We start from the raw sequence: 23,412 nt of genomic DNA, 5'->3' as shown, positions 1-23,412 counted from the left end.
GTTTTCAGTAGTGCTCGTATATACTAGGGGCTAGGAACTTCTCTAAAAGGAGCCTCTATATGATTACGCTTACGAATGTTCACAAGACATTTTATGAAAAACACAATCAAAGTCACCGGGTGCTCCGTGACATCTCCATCACCTTCGAACAAGGGAAAGTGACGGCGTTGCTCGGGGAGAATGGTGCGGGAAAAACGACGCTTCTTCGCTTATTGTCTGGCTTGTATGAACCAACTGGCGGCGAAGTTGCATTAGATGGTGTGCCATTTGACCTGAATAATCATCGTCAAAGGAGCTCCATCGGTGTGCACTTTGGTAGTGATACAGGTCTATACGATCGTCTAACCGCAAGAGAGCACTTGGAGTACTTCGCCAAGCTATATGCTATTCCAAAGCAAGAGACGAAGCAGCGGATTACGAAGTTGAGCAATGAATTAGGGATGCGTGACTTTTTGAACAAACGGGTTCGCAAGCTCTCTAAAGGGATGCGACAAAAAGTGGCCATCTCGCGGGCAATGATTCATAACCCGTCCATTTACTTGCTTGATGAACCGTCAACGGGGCTAGATATTACTTCTGCGAATATGTTTCGCGAGAAAATCTTGCAATTAAAACGAGATCAACAAACAATTGTATTTTCGACACACTTAATGGAAGAAGTGGATATGCTTTGTGATGATGTGGTGATCTTGCACCGAGGTGCTGTGCTTTATCACGGAAGCCTTCAAAACTTATATAAAGAAGAAGAAACGACCGACATGAACATGATCTTGATGGCGATGCTCGCTAGAGGAGGTCGTGTGACATGATGACGATGATTCTTAAAGAAATGAAAGATACGTATCGTGATCGTAGAACGGTGTTCTTTACGACGGCGATTCCAATGATTTCGGTCTTCGCTCTTGTTTTCTTCTTCAGCTTCTTTAATACCTCGGATGTTCACATTGGCATTGATGAAAACATTGATGCGGGTCTAATTGAATCCTTTCAAGAGGAGCAACAAGAACATTGGCATCTCACAGTTAGTGATACGATCAACGAAGAATTGCTAGACGGTGCGTATGATTTTGCAATTGTTTTAGAAGGAAACACGTTAACGGCTCGTGGAGACTTTGGCAATAGTGGCATGAGAGCAGCGCAACAACTCATGGAAATGTGGATTGACTATGAACGTGAAAGTCTAGATGCATGGGTCACCTCACAAGGGATTGAAGAAAATGGACCATCGATATACGAATGGGATCGTGACTTTCTCGGTGAGGGTGGCGATGGAAGCATGGGATTCATGCTCGCATTTATCTTTCTTTTGACAGTTGCGGCGGGTGGACTCCCTGCAGCAGCAGACATGTTTGCCGGTGAGAAAGAAAAACGAACGATGGAACCGCTTTTAATGATACCTCTTTCCCGCGCGCGTATCTTTTTCGCGAAGTCGATGGTCGTTTTCTTGTATACGATCTTAAGTAGTTTGCTGTCGGTCGTGTTGGTTATCGTTCTGATGATGATTTACTTTACCGAAGTGGAACAAATTTTAGCAGCTGTTCCGCTAAGTAAGTATATTCTCTTGTTCCTTGCAGTTGTTGCCTTTTCAGCGCTAAATTCAGCACTTCTCGTCTGGTTTAGTTTGCTGACAGATTCGTATAAAGATATGCAAAATTTATTTTCTCCTGTATCGATCGTGTGGATGATTGGACCGTTCGTCGCGATGATCGTTCCTGCAACGGCATGGAGTTCTTGGATGTTGTTGATTCCACCGATTAACATTACGCTTGTGGTGTTTGATTTCGCCGGTGCGAATGTATTAACGTTAGGCGATTATGTGCTTACGATTAGTTCAACGATGCTTATTGTATCTGTGATCTACATGATTACAAACCGCATGTTCAAAAAAGATAAATACGCCCTTGGGCATAGTTAACGACAATGAAGATCTATCTGCTGTAGCGGTTTATGATGGGATTTGGTTCTTGGAATGAAACTAAACGTATTAAAATCCCCACATATATCCCAAACCTATTGAAGAAAACTGAAACGCACTTGCGTTTCAGTTTTTTTGTGTGGGGAATAATTTCTAGTAGTATAAGAACGTTCGTTCGTGTATACTACTAACAAGAACATACGTTTGTAAGAAGGTGATGGTCATGGAGCGGGTCGTGTTTCTCATTGATATGCAGTCGTTTTACGCAAATATAGAAAAGATCGAACACCCAGAGTTAAAGAACAAACCGGTTGCAGTTGCTGGGGATCCTAAGATACGTAGTGGAATTATTCTCGCTGCATGCCCGACTGCTAAGAAACGAGGCGTCAAGACAGCAGAAGCACTTTGGGAAGCGGAGATGAAGTGTTCCGACCTCGTTGTCGTTCGACCGCGCATGCAACTGTACTTGGACGTTTCGGTTTCGATTGCGGCTTCACTTGAAGTGTATACCGACCTTGTTGAACCGTATAGCATTGATGAGATCTTCGTAGAAATGACGTACGCGTTGCCGAGGCTGGGCATAACTGCTGAAGAAGCGGCGGAGCAGATCATTACGAAGATTCGCAGGGAATCAGGAATGATTGCCCGGGTTGGCATTGGTCCGAATAAGGTGCTCGCTAAAATGGCTTGTGATCATTTCTCGAAGAAGCAAGACGATGGGATTTTCACATTGAACTTGGTGAATCTACAAGAGAAGCTTTGGCCCCTTCCAATCGGGAAGCTGTTTGGGGTTGGAAAGCGAATGAATCAACATTTTTTGAATGTTGGAATTCGCACCATCGGTCAGTTAGCAAAGTCGGAGCTAGCGGATCTACAAAAGCGTTGGGGGATTAACGGAGAAGTGTTGTGGCGTACAGCACATGGGAAAGACGAAGCCCCAGTTACTGTGGATACACACATTCGGCGTAAAGCAATTGGCCATAACATGACGTTGCCGAGAGATTACCGGACGTGGGATGAGATTAAGACGGTATTATTGGAGCTTTCAGAAGAAGTAGCCAGACGTGTACGAGTGAATGGATACCTCGGAGGGACGGTTACGGCGGGAGCGCGTGGCCATAACCATTTTCAACAGCCATCAGGATTTCATCGTCAGATGAAATTACCAGATGTTACAAATGACGGTAAAGTGATCTACGAAGCTGTCAAACACTTGTTTTTAAGGCATTGGAACCGGGATGCGGTGAGGAGTCTTGGGATCAGTCTAGATGGTCTTGTAAGTGATGAGTGCCGACAGCTCAGTTTGTTCCGGGATGATGTGGACCGAGAGAAGTTAAACGTGACAGTTGACCGTCTCAAATATCGATACGGATCGGAAGCGGTGCTCCATGCGACGTCGCTAACTGCGGGTGGGCAAGCGCGCATTCGAGCGAAGAAGCTTGGCGGCCACTATAAATAATTAAACGTGAAAGGATGACCATGATGAATAAGTTGACCCCGAATTCGAACATGCGATGGGAGTCGTCTCGCATGATTTTGCCTGAATACCGAGAGGCTTGGCTTCAAGAGCGAGAGGGACGAAAGAAAGTTGAACAACCCATGCTTGATGAACAACAGTGGCTTGAGTTTGAATTCATATTATCAGAAGCGATGACGTACAACCGACCGGTTGTTTTTACGTATTATAACGAAGGGGAATTTCATGAAGTAGAAGGGCATTGCGACTATTTGAATCATGCCCAAAAACAGTTTCATATCGTTAGTGCGACAGAAGATGTTCATTACGTGAAGTTCCATTCTCTCGTGCATGTTGAGCTTTGTTCATGAGACTAAGTGGTGAAGAAAGAAAGGATCGCAATGGCTGTGAGTGAATAAAGACCGATGGCAAGTATTAAGAAGATAAACGCTCTCGTACTTTGCTTTCGTATGCGATTCTGGTGTCTTTTTACGAGAAAGATCGTACCTAAGAGAATGTAAATGAGTGATTCCAGTGCGAGGTGGAGATGGATTGTCATAAATGGACGGTTCCAAAGGCTGAATGTTGGAATGGCTACACATAGAAGAGCGACCCAGAGAACCCCTTCGGTTCGAAAGCGTCTTTCAAGTGTGTGATCATGTTCAGTCAATGTTATCACCTCTTGGTTTCTAAATGTTGCGTTCAAAAAAGCATAAGGTCGTACCTTTTATAAGCGAAAAGACTCAATCACGGTGAAAAGGATGAGCCATGTTCTAGTGAACGGATTCTAGACATAGACTCAGTTATAGTCTTTGCAAGTCAGGAGGACAGGCTGTGATTGGATCTACCACGATGACGAAAGTGATCGCAAGAATGCTCAAACAATTGCAACTCGTTATGCTTGCAATCATTGCGGTGATTGTCATTACCTTTGTGATGATATTCGTTATGACAACAACAGAAGTAGAAAAGCACTTTTCATCGTCTACAATTCATAGTTGGGTCAGCGATGTACAAGCTGATTGGTTTGTACACGTTATTGGAACAGAGAATCGTTATTTCCAAATGGGCGAAACACATACCGAATTGCCAAGTGCAACACAACTAGCATTTGAATTGACGACAAGCATTAACTTGCAAGAACCGAGAACATTATTAGGTCGAGAAGTGCCAGGCTTTTCTGCGTTTGATGCAGAGATTATCGTTGCCGGTGAAGGAACAGATTATACGACGATGCCAATGGAGTCAGCACCACCACCTGGATGGTATGACGAAACGTATCCTGCGACTCCTCAAGATGAAGAAGAGGAAGGGCCGAATGTAGACATCGATGCAGATGATGATCCGATCATCCATATCGTACACACTCATGATACGGAGTCGTTTTTGCCTGAGATTGAAGGCGATGTAGCGAACCATTCCGAAATCAACATCGTTCAATTGGGGAAATACCTAGGTGAACAATTCCGAAGTTACGATTTGCCAGTTGAAGTGTCTGAGCATTCCATTGAGAGTCGATTGCATGAGCGTGGGCTTTCTTACAGTCAATCTTACGACGTCTCGAGGGAGATCGTAACTGAAGCGATTGACACTAATGAGAGCTTAGAGTTTTTCTTTGATATTCATCGAGATTCACAACCGAAAGACATCACTACAGCAACGATTAACGGAGAAAGTTATGCGCGTACGATGTTTGTAATTGGTCAAGATCATCCGAATTACGAACGTAATTTAGCGATGGCGACTGAATTGCATCATCGCTTGGAAGATCGCTACCCAGGACTTAGCCGAGGGGTTATTGCAAGTGGGGGAGCGGGTGTAAATGGCATTTACAATCAAGATCTTTCCCCGAATTCTACACTGATTGAGTTTGGTGGCGTTGACAATAATTTTGAAGAGCTACACCGTAGTGCCGACGTTATGGCTGACGTCATTCAAGAGTACATCTATGAACAGCTTGAGGAAGAAGAATAGCACGAAGAAGCAAAGGGTCAAACCTTTGCTTCTTTTGAAGTGGGTACGGTTTATAAGATTGGCGATAACAAACGTGAGATCGACTCTTTAAACCGAATCCACACCCCTCGATCTCGGTACCGTTGTGCGGTCATTTCAGAACATTGTTCAAGGTCATGTTCAAAAATCGCTGCAAGCTTTTTACCGATCGCATCATGATACAAGAAGGCGTTGACCTCAAAGTTCAAACGGAAGCTACGAACGTCGATGTTGGCAGTGCCAATTGAACCAACGCTTCGATCAACAACGATCATTTTAGCGTGGATAAAACCAGCATCGTAAATAAAGAAGCGGGCGCCTGCTTTCAGTAACTCACCCATATATGAATAAGTCGCCCAATAAACAAAGATATGGTCAGGCTTATTTGGGATCATAATGCGCACATCTTTGCCAGCAAGCGCTGCGATACGAAGAGCATCCAGTAAGCTTGCATCTGGAATCAGATAGGGAGTCTGAATGTAGACAGAGTCTTTCGCTGACGTAATCATTTTAATATACCCGTTTTTGATTTCTTCGTATTCAGTATCCGGTCCGCTGGATACGATTTGCGTAGCGAGCTCACCTTTCGTCTCAACAGGTGGGAAGTAATGATCTTCGTATTCAATGAGCTGGTCTTTACTCGCTTGATTCCAATCTAAAATAAAGCGGGTTTGTAAAGCCTTCACAGAAGAGCCTCGTAATCTAAGGTGGCTATCGCGCCAATAGCCAAATCGCTTCGTGCGACCGAGGTATTCATCCCCAACGTTAAAGCCGCCAACATAACCAATCTCACCATCGATAACGACGATTTTACGGTGGTTGCGATAGTTTAATCGTGAGTTTACATAAGGAATGCGTGACGGGAAGAAGACGCCGACTTCGCCACCCGCTCGAATAAGTGAGCGAAAGTGCTTTCTTGAAAGTTTCCTTGAACCCATGTCGTCGTATAGAACGCGGACTTGTACACCTGCAAGCGCTTTTTCTGTTAATAAAGCAATGATTCGCTTGCCGATGCTATCATTTCGAAAGATGTAATACTGTAAATGAATGTGATCGTTCGCAGCGGCTAAATCTGTAATTAGCTCTGAGAATTTATCAATCCCGTCTGTGAAAACGTCAATATCATTGTCCTGAGTGAGCAGTGCACCATCACTTCGAAGGAGCAATGTGATCAGGTTTACATTGTTTTTGGCAGTGTCACTGTGAAAGTGATAACTGCCATCTTCAATTTGGCGGAGTTGTGTGTCGATGCTGTCTTTAAGGCCGATCTTCTCGATGCCATCCCAATTGAAAAGGCGTTTACGGCTTAAGTTCTGACCAAGAATTAAATAAAGAATGAATCCGATAAATGGGAGAAACATTAAGATCAAGAGCCAAGCCCAAGTGGCATGAATGTCTTTACGTTCCATAAAGACGATCACAGCAGCTAACATGATGTTCAGAAGGACGAGTAAGCTAAGTAAAATTGAAATAATGTCCATATGTATCCCCCCTTCTTTTTAGGTATACGTTCATATCGTATCATGTTAATTAGCATACATCTTATAATATGTATGCTAAAATGAACGAAAATAGACCACTAGGGGTGCGCGAAATGGAGCGCTGAGAGACAGCGAAAGCTTAAAACCCTTTGAACCTGATCCGTACAGCGGCGGAGGAAAGTGGATGGTATGCACATCTGTGTGTCTAAGCCCTTCTCCTTCTGTGTTGACCAGGAGGTTTTTATTTGCGCATCACGAGGAGGAGAATTGATATGGTATCGAAAGCATTAACCATTGCAGGCACTGACCCTACAGGGGGAGCCGGTATACAAGCAGACTTAAAGACGTTTCAAGAACTCGGTGTATTTGGGATGAGTGTTATTACATCGGTTGTGAGCCAGAATACGCTTGGCGTGCGGTCTTTTGTCGATATGCATGAAGAGTTTATCGAAAGTCAAATTGATGCAGTGTTTGAAGATATACGTCCAGATGCGGTTAAGACAGGCATGCTTTCCAACCCTTCTGCGATTGCCATCGTGGCAAAGAAACTAAAGGAATACAATGTGAGTCAGTATGTTCTTGACCCTGTAATGGTTGCATCTAGTGGTCATGAGTTGATTTCACAAGAAGCTCGTCAGTCGGTAAAAGAAGAACTATTGCCGCTAGCCACATTAGTCACACCAAACTTGCCTGAAGCGGAAGCGTTAACTGGGCTTACGATTGAAACGATTGAAGATATGAAGGAAGCAGGGCGTATACTCGTAGAAGAATACGGCGTGAAAGCCGCTTTAATCAAAGGTGGACACTACAAAGGTGAAGCAGACGATTATTTGTACAACGGGACAGAGTTTCTGAAGTTTTCTGCGAAACGTTTTGATACGAAGCATACGCACGGAAGTGGTTGTACGTATGCAGCGGCCATTACGGCACGTCTTGCTGAAGGTGATTCATTGAATCAAGCCGTTGAACACGGCAAGTCGTTTATTACGAGTGCCATTAGTAATCCACTAGAGATTGGTAAAGGCCAAGGTCCAACAAATCATTGGGGACACCGATTAACGACTAAGTAGCCACTAATAAGGAGGAATGATGGTGGAAGAGCTTCATGTAACACCAACGGTTGCACGTCAATTTTTGATTACGAAGTTACTTCCGCATTGTTCCGATGCTCTTCAAACATTAACAACTTTGGAAGCGGTTCAACTGGATCCGGTCGCTGTCGTTGAGCGTAACCATCACCTCGTATTTATGAACAGGAATGAAACGTATCACACTGATGATTACGGACAGTTGCTCCAGCAAAAGCTCGCGTTTGAACATTTTGCGAATGCAGCATGCCTTTTGCCGATGGAAGACTATCCTCTTTTAAAGGGGGTACGTGAACGCATACGAACACGGTGGCAAGAAGAACAGGCGCAATACAGTGATGCCATGAGGGAGGTTGTCACACTTCTAGCTAATGAAGGACCAAAGCCATCGCAAGCGTTTTTTAGTGATCGCAAAGTTGTTGGCGGTTGGGATCACCCAACGAAAGCAACGACCAAGGAAACGACACACGCGCTGAGGATTTTATTCGAATGTGGCGAGATCCAAGTGAGTGGGAGAACAGGGAGTACGAGGCACTTTGCACTTACGGAGGAGCAAATTCCAGCAGCGTTACAACATGAGGCAGAGCGTATATCTAGTCATGAGGCTGACCGCCTTCTCTTAGAAAAATACATGCGGGCTTATCGCTTGATTGACCCGAGAGATGCGAGGTTTGGCTGGCAGAAATTCAGTGCGGCCAAGCGGAAGCAAGTTGTACATGACAAATGGAAGAACCACGAGCTCGTCAAGGTGGTGATTGAAGGAGCATCCAGGGACTATTATGTTCTAGAAGAAGACGCAGAAGAACTTGTTCATACAAAGTTAACAAATGAACGTGTCATGTTCTTGCCACCCCTCGATCCACTTCTTTGGAGTCGTTCTCGAGTTGAAGACTTGTTTGGCATGACGTATCGATGGGAAATTTACGTACCAAAAGCTAAGCGTCGTTACGGTCCTTATACAATGCCAGTGCTCGTCGACGATCAGCTGATCGGTCGTATTGACCCGTGGCTTGACCGAGAGAAACGGGTGCTTCATGTCCGGAGTTTTGAAGGTGTGGCTCAGCAGCCGCGAGTAAGGATAGCGTTACACGCATTTGCTGAGCGTCTCGGTGCACAAGACATTCATGTTCGTGAAAGCTAAAGTAACCCTCGTTTTAGGGACGGGGGTTACTTCTTTATTTGAATGGGCACTGAATAATGTTGTAACTAATGATATATTAGAACTAGGATAAAACTAATCGTTCGGATTAATATGAAAGGGGCCGCAGCGTGTATTTATTGGATCATGATCAGAAGGTGCTCCACAACATGAGGTATGTAAAGGATGCATGTCAGCATAAAAGCATCAATAAGAAAGAATTTGTTGCAACAGCGGACGAGTTACTCGCTTATGATGGACAAGGCTATATTGTGTGTGAATATTGCGACTGTAAAAGGTACGATTAATATAAAAAAGCATAAGACTATTCTTATGCTTTTTTTGATCGGTTATAAAATGCAAAGAACATGAACAGAGCAAATACAGCTATGATTGAAAGTACAAGATACAAGTTGCTATAAATCGCATGGTCGCCATGAGCGTTTAATGGGTTGATTGAAAACGTCATGCCTTCAAGGTCTAGAATGCTTCCAAAGATGGCCGAACTAAAAGCGCCAGAAATGAAATTGCACAAGTTAAAAAGCCCCATGCCGACGCCAGTCTCTTCTTTAGTTAACATATGAGACAACAAGTTGGCTGTTGCGCTTTGCAGTAGCGGAAAACCGATGTAGGCGATAAACACAGCGCTACCTAAGAGAAATAAAGATGAGCTAGTGAATACGCTAATAAAGAAAACACCAATTGCAACGAGTAAAAGCGCGATCCGTAGGACATAAATGCTGCCTTTTTTATCGATTAGTGTTCCGCCAAAGCGCCCGAAGATTCCTGCTGCCATTGCACCTGGAAAGAGCAATAAGCCAATTCCGAGTGTAGTTGCGTCATACAAGTCACGCATCATGATCGGTAAGACGAAGATGAGACCGAACATGACACTCGTTCCGAGAAAGCTTGTAAAAATCGTAATCGTATAACGTCTGTTTTTAAGGAGTACAGGATCAATAAACGGTGAGTCCACTCGGTTAATGTGAAAGACGAGTAAGGCAAAAGCTATAATTGAAATAAGTAATAAGCTCCAAATGAGCATTGTTACGAACAACAAGAGTGAGGCAACGAAAATAGCAACGAGTATGGCCCCGAAATAATCAATTTTTTGTGAGCGAACTTCTTCATCAGGCAACCAACGTCTGAATAATGGAATGGCAAGTGCCGCGCTTGCTGGAACGAGAAATAAAAAGCGCCAGTCTAAAAAGCCACCAATCAATCCGCCGGCAATTGGTCCTACTCCTGATGCAAAGGCAACCGTGGATGAAATGATACCAAAAACCTTACCACGATCATGTGTGAAATAGCGTGATGGAATAATAAACCCGAGAGCTGGAATAGCCGCTCCACCTAAAGCTTGAAGGATTCTCGCAATTAAAAGTGTCGTGTAGTTCGGTGATAAAAATCCTAAGATGGAACCGAAGGAAAATAGAACGATACCAATCGTAAGTAAGCGCTTTAACGGAATCACATCGGCAAGCTTTCCATACATAACTGAACCGATCGCATAGACGAGAATGTAGCCGGTCATTACCCAGCTCACTTGTGAAGGCATTAAGTTAAATGATTCGGCGATGTCTGGAATCGTAACATTAAACATCGTACCGTTGATTACTGTAAACGTAAGTAAAATTGCAAGTAAACGCACGAGGTTCTTTTTATGACTGGGGGACATTTCCATAAATTTCTCCTCCTCCACTTTTTATCATAACGCTTTCTTCGTGGAGAAACACGGAAAAGTTTCGAGAACCTAAACAAAAAAGGCTCCCGAAATTGGGAGCCTTAAACATCCTTATTGCTTTGTAAGGTTGCCGTTACTTTCAATGTGAATGATGTTCTCAGTCTTCTCACTATCGATGTCTGCAACGAATCCTTGGCCTTCATACGTACCACCGCTCGTTTCAAACTTAAACATCATCGGCTTCTTCGTACTCACTGCATCAAACATCAAGCTCTGCTCTTCAACTTGGTGGAAAGTTCCTTTCCATTGATCATTTTCATGTATGGTTAATTCACCAGTACGGAACGTAATCGCTTTGCCGCCATCAGCATATAGTGCATCTACCTTCATGGTGTAGCCTCCTTTTGTATCTAGTGAAATTGTTCCCCGGACAGGTTGTCCTCAAACCTAAAAAATTCAAAGCATGATATCGTAATGAAAGAAAGAGGTGTGGCGCATGGAGTCGTTTATCATACACGGACCAACAATCATTGATCATCGCTCAGCTTGGAGCAATGGGTATATTTATGTGAAACAAGGAAAGATTGCGGACGTGGGCCAAGACTTAACCTCTAAGCAATTTAAAGGGGTAAAACGTTATCACCTTTCTGAGTCATCGTTTCTTTTACCTGGTTTTATTGACCTTCATATTCACGGGGGTTACGGGGTGGATGTGATGGATGGTACGGATAAAGTTTATGCGAGATTAGGCAAGCGATTACCAGAAGAAGGCACCACATCCTACGTAGCAACGACAATCACAAGTTCTGTAGAACAGACAAGTCGAGCGCTTCATAAGGCGGCGACGTATAAAGAAGAAAACGGAGCGGCGACAATGCTTGGAATTCATTTAGAAGGTCCGTTTCTTTCTGAATCAAAGCGTGGCGCCCAGCCATCTGCCCACCTTCAATTGCCAAGCGTTACTCAATACGAAACGTTCCAACGATTCGCTAAAGGGAAAATTAAAATCATCACCCTCGCCCCTGAACTTGCAGGTGCTACAGAACTTCACAAACAACTACAAAAAGAGAATGTACGAACGTCGGTCGGTCATTCAAATGCCACGTACGATGAGGTCTTAACATTTTTGGAACAAGAAGAATGCGACGTAAACGTTACCCACCTTTTTAATGGAATGAGTGGTTTGCATCACCGTGAACCTGGTGTCGTTGGGGTGGCATTATCCCATGATCGTCTGATAAGTGAGTTAATTGTCGATGGTCATCATGTTCATGAAGGAGCGATTCGCGGCGCGTATCGGGCGATTGGTGCAAAACAACTCATCTTAATTACTGATGCGATGCGAGCAAAAGGGATGGGTGATGGAAATTATGAACTTGGTGGACAGCAAGTAATCGTCTCGAATGGTCAGGCGCGATTAGAAGACGGAACGCTTGCCGGAAGTGTGCTCAAAATGAATGATGCAGTCGATAAAATGCGTTCAATTACAGGGGCGACGTGGCAAGAGATTGTACGAATGACTTCGTATAACGCAGCGAAGTCTTTGCAAATCACTAAGAAAAAGGGACGCATTGCTAAAAACTGTGATGCGGACTTTGTGGTTTACCAAAACGATCAACTCACCGAGACGTGGTGTGGAGGTCATCGAGTGTACAAACGGCATTAAGAGATTCGTCCAACACTCGTAAACGATGAAAAGAAATAAGGCTTCTGCATCTGTTGATGGAGAAGATTTTTTGCTAAAGTCATAGAGGCGTTCAGCACAGATGGCAATCTCGTGACATAGGTTTAAATGAGGAGATCACACCTTTTGCAAATCGAGAGCATCGTGTAAAATAAAAATGTGGTATGATAAAGAAATGAGCGTTCAACAGTAACGAATACCTATGTTTCTACTATAGAATGGGGCGTTTATGCGTGTTTACAGATATTCATGGAATGCAGGTTCATTTCCATTGTACAGGTGAAGGGAAGGACGTCCTGCTCTTGCACGGTTGGGGAGCTAATATTCAAGCTTTTTCACCAGTTCATTCAAACTTAGAAAAACACTTTAAAGTATGGTCGATTGATTTACCGGGATTTGGAGAAAGTGATGAACCGCCAGAGCCGTGGGGATCATACGACTATTCAGAGTGGCTCCGAAACTTTATCGAACATCATAATATTGAAGAGCCGATTCTTGTCGGACATTCAAATGGTGGACGAATTTCAATTCAATACGCGACAAAATACCCGGTACACAAAGTTATACTTGTTGATAGTGCTGGAGTAAAACCAAAACGCAAATTCAATTATTACGTTAAAGTATATTCATTTAAAACTGCAAAAAAAATATTAAGCTTACCAGGTTTACGATCTAAAAAAGACGAGATCCTCACAAAGATGAAGAAAAAAGTAGGATCGACAGATTATCAAAACGTATCAGGAATTATGCAACAAACACTCGTGAAGGTTGTCAATGAAGACTTGCAACACCTTATGCCGAAGATTCAGGTGCCAACATTGCTCGTTTGGGGAGAAAAGGATGATGATACACCAGTCTCTCATGGTCAAACGATGGAAAAGTTAATACCTAATTCGGGGCTCGTCGTTTTGAAAGGCGCTGGGCATTTTGCATACCTTGATAACCTCCAAGAATTCTTGATTATCGTCAACAATTTCCTGGAAAAAGACAAGGAGGCCCACTAGACGTATGGAAACTTTGCTCATTGTACTGCTACTCATTGCTTGGGCGCTGTATACGGCCATTCGGGTAAAACGCAATGTCCATATGCTTCAATTAAATTCTTATCGAAATGAACGATATTTTCGATGGATGAAAGGCACGCCTTTAAAGGCCTTTCGATTTGTAGATTTAGTGCCAGTACTCGCGCTCGTTGCACTGCCGTTTTCTGAGGCCGTGTCGTTTTATGTGATGTCTGCGATTGCTGTCATTTTGTTTGCGTTACTCACGGTCATGAGGCCACAATTTGAAGAGAAGAAAAAGCTCGTGTATACCCCTCGAGTGAAGCGTCTTTTAGCTGCGATCGCCATATTGTACGTCTTGTTTGCCATTTGCGCGGTTTGGATAAGTTCTGGAGACAGCTTCTCAATGGCAGCACTTATTGCTCTCCTTACGATTGCTACGTTTATTGCGTATTTCTTTGTAATGATTGCGAATGTGATTACATTGCCAATTGAAAGTCAGATCAATCAATACTATTTCCATGATGCGGAGCGCATCGTAAGAGGCATGCCGCACCTTGAAGTGATTGGTGTGACGGGTAGTTTTGGGAAAACGAGTACAAAACATATTTTAAAAGACGTTCTATCTAGTAAATATAATGTTCTGATGACACCAGAAAGCTACAACACAAAAATGGGTGTTACTAGAACGATTCGGGAACATTTAAAGCCATACCATGAGTTGTTCATTGCAGAGATGGGTGCAAAACAAGAGCATAACATTGAAGAGATCTGCACACTTGTAAACCATAAATACGGAATCGTAACTGCAATTGGAGAACAGCATTTAGAGACGTTTAAGACTCTAGATACGATTAAGAAGACGAAGTTTGAGATCGTTGAGACGCTTCCTCATGACGGGACAGCTTTCTTAAATAAAGACGATGAGAATATCCAATCGTATCAACAGATGAACAATGTTCGGACGATGTATTACGGTATTGATGCAGAAGACTTGCATTACCGTGCAACAGACATTTCTTATTCTGGAAAAGGTACAACATTTACCGTTCACAAATACGATGGAACGAGTGCCGAGATTCATACGAAACTTCTTGGACGACACAACATTTATAACATCCTAGCGGCTATTGCCATTGGTGCTGAGAAGAATATTTCTCTTGAAACGATTGCGCGTGCAATTAAAGGGGTAGCACCGGTGAAACACCGCCTAGAGCTTAAGAAAACAAGTGACACGTTAACGATTATTGATGATAGCTTTAACTCCAATCCGACGGGTTCAAAGATGGCAGTTGAAGTACTCGGTTATATGCCAGAGAAGAAGGTGCTCATTACACCGGGGATGATTGAACTTGGTGATAAAGAGTACGAATTGAACAAACGTCTCGGTATGCATGCAGCTGAGGTCTGTGATTACATTATTCTTGTCGGTAAGAAACAAACGGTTCACCTTCAAGATGGTCTCAAAGAAGCTGGATACCCAGAAGAGCAGTATCACGTCGCTTCCAACTTACAAGAAGCACTAGACGTGATGAGAAAAGTTACAGCGTCAGAGCCTTCGGTTGTTTTACTTGAAAACGACCTACCAGATACGTTTTTAGAGTAGATAAAGAACGGAGATGAGAAAACGTGAGAACTAGAGTAGGTGTATTTTTTGGCGGCATCTCCGTCGAGCATGAAGTATCGGTTATTTCCGGTTTGCAAGCCATTCATGCGATGGATGCTGATCGCTACGAAGCCATTCCGATTTACATTAGTAAGGATCGCACGTGGTATACAGGTGAGAAGTTAACAGATATTGAAGCATACAAAGACTTGAAGGCTCTTTTAAGTGAAGCAACACCAGTTATCCCAGTAGCGGCTGACAATGGTGGAATCGTCTTACAGAAGAACCCAGCCCCTCGTTTTGGAAAGCGTGAAGTCAGTCAGATCGATGTCGCTTTTCCTGTCTTACACGGAACGTTTGGAGAAGACGGAGGACTTCAAGGGCTATTTGAACTGATGAACATTCCGTATGTTGGCTGTGATGTCGGTGCATCCGCTCTTGGAATGGATAAAGTGACGATGAAGCAAGTGCTTCGTAACGAAAAGTTGCCTGTACTAAACGATGTCTGGTTCTATAATCGTGAATGGCAAGAGGATTCAGCTTCGATTGTAAAGCAAATTGAAGAAGAGATTGGTTTGCCTGCGATTGTTAAACCAGCAAATTTAGGGTCGAGCGTAGGAATTGGAGTTGCCCGCAATCAAGAAAGTTTGGAAATTGCCATTGAAGAGGCGCTTGAGTACGCATCGAAACTAATCGTTGAACCTTTAATCACGGACCTTAAGGAAATGAACTGTTCCGTGTTAGGGGATACTGACGAAGCAGAAGCATCTGTCATTGAAGAAGTATTAAAGACCGAAGACATTTTGAGCTATGCGGATAAATACCAAGGTAGCTCAAGAGGTGGAAGTAAAGGTGGCAGTGGTTCTAAATCGATGGGTGGCGGAATGGAAAGTACAGATCGTATTATTCCTGCCCCAATCCCAGATGAAGAAACAGAGCAGATTCAAACACTTGCGGTATCAACGTTTAAAGCACTCGGATGTGGTGGCGTTTCGCGAATTGATTTTATGAAAGACGAAGCGAACGATATCATTTATGTGAATGAAATTAATACAATTCCTGGATCATTGTCTTTTTATTTATGGGAAGCGGCGGATAAAGATTTCCAAACGCTAACCAATGACTTGATTCAATTAGCCCTTAAGCGTCAACGAGATCGTGAGAGACTGACGTTCTCAATTGACTCGAACCTTTTCTCTCTCCAAGGTGAAGGCGGAGGAAAAGGCGGCAGCAAGGGTGGAAGCAAACGATAACCTGTTGATTATTCAACAGGTTTTTTGTGCTTTTTGGCGAATGATCAAGGTGACACGTTGTTTAATGATGTCAAAAACGAGGAACAGAAGAAGAAAAGGAGGAAGATCATGAAACAGCAACAAATTCTACTTAAAGAGCGACCGAACGGAATGCCAACACGCAGCACGTTTCAGTACGAAGAAACAGATGTTGTTCAACCGACTGAAGGGGAAGTCCAACTCAAAACGTTGTACCTCTCAGTCGATCCGTACATGCGAGGAAGAATGAACGATGCGAAATCATATACGGCTCCATTTCAAGTTGGAGAGCCATTAAACGGCGGGATCGTCGCTGTTGTAACAAAGAGTCATTCAAATGGCCTTCAAGAAGGTGACGTTGTAACGGGGATGTTGGAATGGAAAGAATACAATACAGTTGATGCGGATGCGGTTCGTAAGCTTGATTTACACGGTGTTTCAAGCTCTGCGGCACTGGGTGTGCTTGGAATGCCTGGGCTCACAGCGTACTTTGGTATGTATAAAATTGGTGAACCGAAAGAAGGAGAAACGGTCGTCATTTCAGGTGCTGCAGGTGCGGTCGGTTCAGTTGCGGGACAACTTGCTAAGATTAAGGGGGCCCGTGTGATCGGAATCGTCGGATCAAAGGAAAAGGCCGATTACATTAAATCCCTCGGGTTTGACGAAGCGATTAATTATAAAACCGATAATCTGAAAGAAGTTCTAAAAGAGCACTGCCCCGATGGCATTGATGTGTACTTTGAAAATGTAGGTGGAGAGATTAGCGATCATATTTTGCCCCACTTAAACACATTTGCTCGTGTGCCGGTTTGTGGATCGATCTCCTCATACAATCTCGAAAAAGGAGAGAGAGACATCGGGGTGCGTGTGCAAGGTTTTCTCGTAAAAGCCCGTGTGAAAATGCAAGGGTTCCTCGTTCGTGATTTTGAAGATCAATTCCAAGAAGCCTACAAAGCATTAGCAAGTTACATTGAAGCAGGTGAGCTTCAATACGAAGAAACGATTCATGAGGGGATTGAACGAGTTCCGGAAGCGTTTATTGGCCTTTTTAAAGGCGAGAACATTGGCAAACAGCTCGTAAAAGTATCCGAGAAATAGTGTGAATTTGTTTCGCCCAAAGGTAGTTGCCTTTGGGCTTTTTTATGTGGAATAAAGGAATTTATCGTACAGTGTCTAAACAACTATACATATGACTTTGACAGTTTATGAGTCGTCAACTATTAACGAAAGAAGGGGAGCGTATGCTTCTTCATACTCGAGATCATTGTGGTCAGTGGATGAATATTCAACCGACTACGATTGACGTAACGATGACAATACGAGAAGCCAAGTCAATGATGACGATGCAAGAGCAATTAGAAATGGCCGTAGTCGAGAATGGTCGTTTTTTAGGGGTCATTCGAATATGGCGTTGTTTACGAAGTGATGATGACCAACAAACGGTGGAGAACGTGATCGAACGGCCACATGCGATTGTAGATGAACACTGCTCACTACGAGAGTGTAAAGAGTCATTATTATACGTTGTGCATCACGAGAGCGGCATCCTTTCTGGAGTGATTGGGATGGAAGAACGGCTTGCATTTACCCATTATCTAGAGGAACAAGAAGAGAAACAAAGGCAGATGAATCGATGGTTAATGCTTAGTCTGGATACGGCGTATGAGGGCGTCGTGATTGTTGATCACAAAGGCATCATTCAAGTGTTTAATGAAACATATAGCCGCTTTGTCGGTGTAACGAAGGAAGAAGCGATTGGTCGGCCAGTCGAAGAAGTGATTGAGAATACAAGGATCCCCGTTGTCTTAAAGACGGGTGTGCCTGAACGTAGTCAAGCACACCGTCTGCAAGGTCAAGAACTCGTCGTCCATCGATTGCCGATGTGGCAAGAAGGAGAAATCATCGGAGCAGTTGGTATGCTCGTGTTTGAAGGGAAGACTGAGCTAGAAGAAACGTTGCAACGGTTAGAGCGCATTCCGCAAGCAGTAGCCATCGAAGAGAGTCGTTGGCACAAACATACTGAAAGCAATGTGAGTGTTCGCTTTGAAGATATTATTGGGGAAAGTCCGGCAATTGCAAGTGCGAAGAAAATAGGCAGAAAAGCGGCAGTGACCGAGGTGCCTGTATTGCTAACAGGAGAAACAGGGGTTGGAAAGGAACCTTTTGCTCATGCGATTCATCATAAGAGTCATCATCAGAAAGGTCCGTTTGTTGCAGTGAATTGTGCTGCCATTCCAGAAAGCTTGTTTGAGTCGGAGTTGTTCGGCTATTTAAAAGGGGCATTTACAGGGACGCGTGCAGAAGGGAAAGTGGGGAAAGTAGAGCTTGCAAACGGGGGGACGTTGTTTCTCGATGAGATTGGTGACATGCCCTTTGAATCTCAGGCGAAAATCTTACGTGTATTAGAGACGAAGCAAGTGGAAAGGGTGGGTGGTTCGACACCTGTTCACGTAGATTTTCGCTTAGTTGCAGCGACGAATCAAGACCTTAAAGCGAAAATGTTGAAAGGCACATTTCGAGAAGATTTGTATTATCGTTTGAACGTAATTCACATTGAAATTCCACCGCTAAGAGAACGGAAGCAAGACATTCCATCATTGATTGCTCATCATTTGAAACTCCGGGAACAAGAAGGGTTTCAGAAGAAAACGCTCACGAAAGCAGTGCTGGAGCGCATGTTTTCGTATAGCTGGCCAGGTAATGTACGTGAATTGTTTCATTACCTTGAACGGATGTATGTTCTTTCTGAGGGGCCCATTATTAATGAACAAGATTTGCCGAAAGAGCTGCTGCAGCGTACGTTCATTCCGGCGTCATCGATGCCGCCACCCACCTCTGATCAAGAACTCATTTATGAGGCGCTTAAGGAAGCGAAGGGCAACAAATCTGAGGCAGCAAAGCAATTAGGGATTTCTAGAGCTACGTTATACAACAAGTTGGCTAAGTATGGTCTTTCTGTTTAATAAGGATCGACAGTGTCTATACATTTAGACATTTTCAACTGTGCGATGCCTTGTTTCGCCGTATTTAAATGTTGGCACAGACTTTGCTTATTAAGTATGGAAAGGAGGCCATTCATTTGATGAATTCGAGCATGCTTTTTGGAGGAACTCTTGATGACTCTTCGTTCAGTCCGGAAGAACGTACGAGTGAAGAGCAAATGATCATAAAGACAGCAGAGCAGTTTGTTGAGGGTTATCCCTTACAAAACCCAGAGAAGACGGAACAACAAGACCAATCTTGGATAAAGACGTGCTTTCAGGCTGCTGGTGAACTTGGTTTACAAGCAGTAGAGGTACCGGAGGCGTACGGGGGATTAGGTCTTGGTAAACGGCTATCGGGTGTCGTTGCAGAACAAGTTGGGAACGGCGGTGGATCGTTTAGTGTATCGTTTAACATTCATGTGGGGGTAGGGACGACTCCATATATGTATTACGGTACAGAGTGGCAAAAGTCGATGTACTTACCGAAACTTGCTTCAGGAGAATGGATTGGCGCCTATGCATTAACGGAGCCAGAAGCAGGATCAGATGCGTTAAATGGGAAAACAAAAGCGGTCTTTGATAAAGAGAAGAATGTGTATCAGATCACTGGTGAAAAGCAATGGATTACGAATGCTCATGTAGCGGACGTATTCATTGTATTTGCCCAGACTTCAGAAGGGATGACTGCTTTTATTGTGGAACGCACGATGGAAGGCGTTTCAATCGGACCAGAAGAGAAGAAGATGGGGATCAAAGGTTCATCGACAGCGACACTTCTTCTTGATCAAGTTGTTGTGACAGAAAAGCACATTTTAGGAGAGCTAGGAAAAGGTCACAAAATTGCACTCAATACGCTAAACTTAGCTCGTTTGAAATTGGCGTTTAATAATATCGGTGCAGCGAAGCGAGCGTTACATTTGGCAACCACGTATACGACGGAGCGCGTTCAATTTAAAACTCCCATTGCGTCGTTTACGTTAATCCAAGAGAAACTTGCAGAAGTGACTTCGGCGATCTATGCAATTGAGAGTTATGCGTACCAAACGGCAAGTCGTTTAGATGAAGCTCTTCAGTCAGATGGGGATCACGATCACTCAAGTGTGTTGGCATTGTTTATTGCAGATTGTGCCATGTGTAAAACAATTGCTTCTGAAGTGTTGGCATTTGCAACAGATGAAGCGGTACAAATCCATGGTGGTTATGGGTATATGCAAGAATATGAAGTTGAGCGTTTATACCGAGATGCGCGGATTAATCGTATTTTTGAAGGGACGAATGAGATCAATCGTCTCGCTGCAGCAAAAGCAGTATTGAAACGACAAGTCAATGTATCACATGTACAAGATGAACTTGGACAATGGATTGTTGCTGCTGAGACGATTTATACGCAAATGTTGAAAGCGCTTACTGACAAGCCTGAGCAACGTGAGCAAGAAGTTCTAAGGTGGATCGCAGATGGGTACGGGACAATTTTAATGATGAGGTCTTCGTATTTACGATCCAGAACAAAAGAAAGTGACCAGAAAAGGAACATTACGCTAGTCGTACTTGAAGAAGGATTCCAACAAGTGCAAAGCATCGTGCAACGTGTCTATCAAGCCATTGAACAACCGGCGCAGGAATTGAAACTGAATGTACCGACTCCAAGCAACGTGATGAAGGTGAAGCGACACATTGCAGAACTCGTTATTGATCGTAAACGCTACACAACGTGAAGGGGGAATTGAAAATGAAAATCGGATTTATTGGACTTGGGAATATGGGTTATCCGATGAGCAGGAATCTACTCGAATCTGGATACGACGTGTACGGATTAGACTTAAATCCGGAAATGGAGCGACGGTTCGAAGCACTCGGTGGTCAAGTCGGACAGTCGGTTGAATCGTTAGCGAAGACGTGTGACGTAGTGATGACAAGTTTACCTTCAGTTGTTGCGTATGAACATGTGTATTTAGCAGAAGATGGTCTGATCCGTCACGCAGCGCCCGGTGTACTTCTCATCGATACGAGCACGGTTGCTCCAGAGAACAACGAAAATGTAGAAAAGGTAGCCAATGACTACAATGTGCGCTTTTTGCAAGCGCCCGTAAGCGGCGGGGTTGTCGGTGCAGAAAACCGGACATTAACGTTTATGGCAGGTGGTAAAGCCTCAGTCTTTCAGGATGCTAAACCGATTATGGATACACTCGGTGCAAACGTATTTCATATTGACGAAAAAATCAGTAGTGGCACGATGACAAAGCTCATTAACAATTTGCTCATCGGGTTTTATACGGCTGGTGTGAGCGAGGCTGTTGCGCTTGCGAAGAAACAAGGGATGAACTTGGATGGATTATTTGATGTGATGAATGTGAGCTACGGTCAAAGTCGAATTTATGAACGCAACTATAAAACGTTTATGGCAACGAACGATTACAACCCGGGTTTCACGCTTAGTCTCCTTCGAAAAGACTTAGGTTTTGTAAAAGAAACGATGGAACAAGTGGGACTCGACCTGCCGGTGACGAATGTGCTTCTAGATGTGTACGAGGAAGCCGAAGACGCAGGCTATGGGGAAAAAGATATGGCGAGCTTGTATGAACATGTTGGCAAGCAAAAAATTACATTTCAAGCAAAACGAGAGGAGTCAACGTCATGACAAAAACCATCCGTAATTATATTAATGATCAGTGGCAAGAATCCGTAGGTGGACACCTTGAATCTGTGCCGAATCCTGCAACAGGTGAAGAAATTGCGAAAGTGCCAATCTCAACAGCAGAAGATGTAAACTTAGCGGTTGAAGCTTCAAAAGAAGCGTATAAAACGTGGTCACTCGTACCAGTACCTGAGCGAGCAAGACTCATGTTTCGGTATTTGCACTTGTTAAATGAAAACAAACAAGAATTAGGAGACATTATTACGCTTGAAAATGGTAAGACGTTAAAAGACGCACACGGTGAAGTGCAACGAGGGATTGAGGTTGTTGAACTCGCGACTTCGACCCCGAACTTAATGATGGGAGACGCGTTGCCGCGCATTGCTGGAGGGATTGACGGTTCAATCTGGCGTTATCCCCTTGGCGTTGTTGCTGGGATCACGCCATTTAATTTCCCGATGATGGTTCCGCTGTGGATGTTTCCGCTCGCGATTGCGTGTGGCAATACGTTTGTACTGAAAACATCTGAAAGAACACCGGTTCTTGCCGAGCGACTTGTAGAATTGTTTTACGAAGCTGGATTTCCAAAAGGGGTATTAAATCTTGTGCACGGTGCGAAAGATGTCGTCAACCGCATTCTCACTCACCCTGATATCGAAGCGATTTCGTTTGTTGGTTCAGAGCCGGTAGCTCGAATTGTTTACGAAACAGGTACTAAGCATGGAAAACGAGTCCAGGCGCTTGCGGGTGCAAAAAATCATGCGACGGTACTTGCCGATTGTCAGTTAGACAAAACTATTGAAGGGGTCATTGGTTCTGCATTTGGAAGTAGTGGAGAACGTTGTATGGCTTGTTCTGTTGTTGTTGTCACTGAGGACATTGCGGATGAATTTATTGATGAGTTAACGAAACGGACAAAAGTCTTAACGGTTGGTGATGGTCACAATGATCAGAACTTTGTTGGTCCTCTCATTCGCGAATCCCATAAAGAGCGGGTGCTTGGTTATATAGATGATGGTGTTCGTTCAGGTGGCAAGCTACTCGTTGATGGAAGAGAAAAAGGTGATCAAGTGGGTGCGGGTTACTTTGTCGGTGCTACACTATTTGATCATGTGACTCAAGAAATGAAGATATGGCAAGATGAGATTTTTGCGCCGGTGTTAAGTATCGTTCGCGTAAAAGATCTTGATGAAGCGATTGAAGTTACAAATGCTTCACCATTTGCAAATGGTGCGGTCATTTATACGTCGAGTGGAAAGTCTGCTCAGACATTCCGTGATCGAATTGATGCAGGGATGGTCGGAGTGAATGTAAATGTTCCAGCACCAATGGCGTTTTTTGCATTTGCAGGAAACAAAGCATCGTTTTTCGGTGATTTAGGAACGAATGGCAAAGATGGGGTTCAATTTTATACAAGGAAAAAAGTCGTCACGGAACGTTGGTTTTAAAAAAAGAAGCGTGACCTGACATCATCGTC

21 protein-coding genes and 1 riboswitch are annotated in these 23,412 nt (G+C 43.8%); of the genes, 17 read left to right on the top strand and 4 right to left on the bottom strand.

What is annotated here, in order from left to right; all coding sequences use genetic code 11:
* Positions 1-59 precede the first annotated feature (59 nt).
* The 4 genes from JOD17_RS16635 (at position 60) to JOD17_RS16620 (ending at position 3,742) form a co-directional block, all read left to right on the top strand.
* The gene (locus JOD17_RS16635; RefSeq protein WP_042359335.1) at positions 60-809 is read left to right on the top strand and encodes an ABC transporter ATP-binding protein; all 750 of its coding nucleotides are present in this window, start codon (positions 60-62) and stop codon (positions 807-809) included.
* On the top strand, positions 806-1,915 hold the full coding sequence (locus tag JOD17_RS16630; protein ID WP_204699082.1) for an ABC transporter permease: 1,110 nt from the start codon (positions 806-808) through the stop codon (positions 1,913-1,915). Before JOD17_RS16635 ends, JOD17_RS16630 begins: the two co-directional genes overlap by 4 nt.
* A 217-nt stretch (positions 1,916-2,132) precedes the next feature.
* The gene (locus tag JOD17_RS16625) at positions 2,133-3,374 is read left to right on the top strand and encodes a DNA polymerase IV (RefSeq protein WP_204699081.1); all 1,242 of its coding nucleotides are present in this window, start codon (positions 2,133-2,135) and stop codon (positions 3,372-3,374) included.
* Between the two features lie 23 nt (positions 3,375-3,397).
* A complete protein-coding gene (locus JOD17_RS16620; protein ID WP_204699080.1) occupies positions 3,398-3,742 on the top strand; it encodes a YolD-like family protein in 345 nt (114 codons plus the stop codon).
* A 2-nt stretch (positions 3,743-3,744) separates the two neighbouring features.
* On the opposite strand, the gene JOD17_RS16615 is transcribed toward JOD17_RS16620, so the two are convergent.
* On the bottom strand, positions 3,745-4,041 hold the full coding sequence (locus tag JOD17_RS16615; protein WP_204699079.1) for a hypothetical protein: 297 nt from the start codon (positions 4,039-4,041) through the stop codon (positions 3,745-3,747).
* Positions 4,042-4,205: 164 nt separating this feature from the next.
* Between JOD17_RS16615 and spoIIP the strand changes: the two genes are divergently transcribed.
* Positions 4,206-5,345, top strand: coding sequence for a stage II sporulation protein P (gene spoIIP / locus JOD17_RS16610; protein ID WP_204699078.1), 1,140 nt, complete (start codon positions 4,206-4,208; stop codon positions 5,343-5,345).
* A 50-nt stretch (positions 5,346-5,395) separates the two neighbouring features.
* Here the strand turns inward: spoIIP and cls are convergent, their stop codons facing one another.
* Positions 5,396-6,844, bottom strand: a complete 1,449-nt coding sequence (cls, locus tag JOD17_RS16605; RefSeq protein ID WP_204699077.1) for a cardiolipin synthase — start codon at positions 6,842-6,844, stop codon at positions 5,396-5,398.
* Between the two features lie 90 nt (positions 6,845-6,934).
* Positions 6,935-7,040: riboswitch (TPP riboswitch) on the top strand.
* Positions 7,041-7,110: 70 nt separating this feature from the next.
* Here cls and thiD point away from each other — a divergent pair.
* The 3 genes from thiD to JOD17_RS16590 all read left to right on the top strand — a co-directional run bounded on the left by thiD (position 7,111) and on the right by JOD17_RS16590 (position 9,378).
* Positions 7,111-7,914: a bifunctional hydroxymethylpyrimidine kinase/phosphomethylpyrimidine kinase gene (gene thiD / locus JOD17_RS16600; protein WP_204699132.1), complete on the top strand. Its 804-nt coding sequence runs from the start codon at positions 7,111-7,113 to the stop codon at positions 7,912-7,914.
* A gap of 22 nt (positions 7,915-7,936) precedes the next feature.
* Positions 7,937-9,073, top strand: a complete 1,137-nt coding sequence (locus JOD17_RS16595) for a DNA glycosylase AlkZ-like family protein (protein WP_204699075.1) — start codon at positions 7,937-7,939, stop codon at positions 9,071-9,073.
* A gap of 167 nt (positions 9,074-9,240) precedes the next feature.
* Positions 9,241-9,378, top strand: coding sequence for a hypothetical protein (locus JOD17_RS16590; protein WP_204699073.1), 138 nt, complete (start codon positions 9,241-9,243; stop codon positions 9,376-9,378).
* A 23-nt stretch (positions 9,379-9,401) separates the two neighbouring features.
* Here the strand turns inward: JOD17_RS16590 and JOD17_RS16585 are convergent, their stop codons facing one another.
* Together JOD17_RS16585 and JOD17_RS16580 are read right to left on the bottom strand one after the other, a co-directional pair.
* Positions 9,402-10,754, bottom strand: coding sequence for an MFS transporter (locus JOD17_RS16585; protein ID WP_204699071.1), 1,353 nt, complete (start codon positions 10,752-10,754; stop codon positions 9,402-9,404).
* 111 nt (positions 10,755-10,865) lie between these two features.
* Complete coding sequence (locus JOD17_RS16580; protein ID WP_042359340.1) at positions 10,866-11,144, bottom strand: hypothetical protein; 279 nt, start codon at positions 11,142-11,144, stop codon at positions 10,866-10,868.
* Positions 11,145-11,250: 106 nt separating this feature from the next.
* On the opposite strand from JOD17_RS16580, the gene nagA reads away from it, so the two are divergent.
* The 9 genes from nagA (at position 11,251) to JOD17_RS16535 (ending at position 23,383) form a co-directional block, all read left to right on the top strand.
* Positions 11,251-12,420, top strand: a complete 1,170-nt coding sequence (gene nagA / locus JOD17_RS16575) for an N-acetylglucosamine-6-phosphate deacetylase (RefSeq protein WP_204699070.1) — start codon at positions 11,251-11,253, stop codon at positions 12,418-12,420.
* Between the two features lie 251 nt (positions 12,421-12,671).
* Positions 12,672-13,442 carry an alpha/beta fold hydrolase gene (locus tag JOD17_RS16570; protein ID WP_204699069.1) on the top strand — a complete coding sequence of 257 codons (771 nt, stop codon included), beginning with the start codon at positions 12,672-12,674 and terminating at the stop codon, positions 13,440-13,442.
* Between the two features lie 4 nt (positions 13,443-13,446).
* Entirely contained in the window at positions 13,447-15,045 is a 1,599-nt protein-coding gene (locus JOD17_RS16565; protein WP_204699068.1) for a UDP-N-acetylmuramoyl-tripeptide--D-alanyl-D-alanine ligase, read from the top strand.
* Positions 15,046-15,068: 23 nt separating this feature from the next.
* Entirely contained in the window at positions 15,069-16,298 is a 1,230-nt protein-coding gene (locus JOD17_RS21755; RefSeq protein ID WP_204699067.1) for an ATP-binding protein, read from the top strand.
* Between the two features lie 108 nt (positions 16,299-16,406).
* Complete coding sequence (locus tag JOD17_RS16555; RefSeq protein ID WP_204699066.1) at positions 16,407-17,414, top strand: NADP-dependent oxidoreductase; 1,008 nt, start codon at positions 16,407-16,409, stop codon at positions 17,412-17,414.
* A 107-nt stretch (positions 17,415-17,521) separates the two neighbouring features.
* Complete coding sequence (locus tag JOD17_RS16550; protein ID WP_204699065.1) at positions 17,522-19,279, top strand: sigma 54-interacting transcriptional regulator; 1,758 nt, start codon at positions 17,522-17,524, stop codon at positions 19,277-19,279.
* Between the two features lie 119 nt (positions 19,280-19,398).
* Positions 19,399-21,015 (top strand): acyl-CoA dehydrogenase family protein, encoded by a 1,617-nt coding sequence (locus tag JOD17_RS16545; RefSeq protein ID WP_204699064.1) that lies wholly within the window; start codon positions 19,399-19,401, stop codon positions 21,013-21,015.
* Positions 21,016-21,029: 14 nt separating this feature from the next.
* Positions 21,030-21,938: an NAD(P)-dependent oxidoreductase gene (locus JOD17_RS16540; RefSeq protein ID WP_204699062.1), complete on the top strand. Its 909-nt coding sequence runs from the start codon at positions 21,030-21,032 to the stop codon at positions 21,936-21,938.
* The gene (locus JOD17_RS16535; protein WP_204699061.1) at positions 21,935-23,383 is read left to right on the top strand and encodes a CoA-acylating methylmalonate-semialdehyde dehydrogenase; all 1,449 of its coding nucleotides are present in this window, start codon (positions 21,935-21,937) and stop codon (positions 23,381-23,383) included. The genes JOD17_RS16540 and JOD17_RS16535 overlap by 4 nt, the downstream gene beginning before the upstream one ends.
* The last annotated feature ends 29 nt before the right edge of the window (positions 23,384-23,412 follow it).

It is taken from the genome of Geomicrobium sediminis (assembly GCF_016908595.1).
GTDB lineage: Bacteria > Bacillota > Bacilli > Bacillales > Marinococcaceae > Geomicrobium_A > Geomicrobium_A sediminis.
The sequence above is the reverse complement of the archived record's forward strand: the minus strand, read 5'-3'. Positions and strand labels throughout refer to the sequence as shown.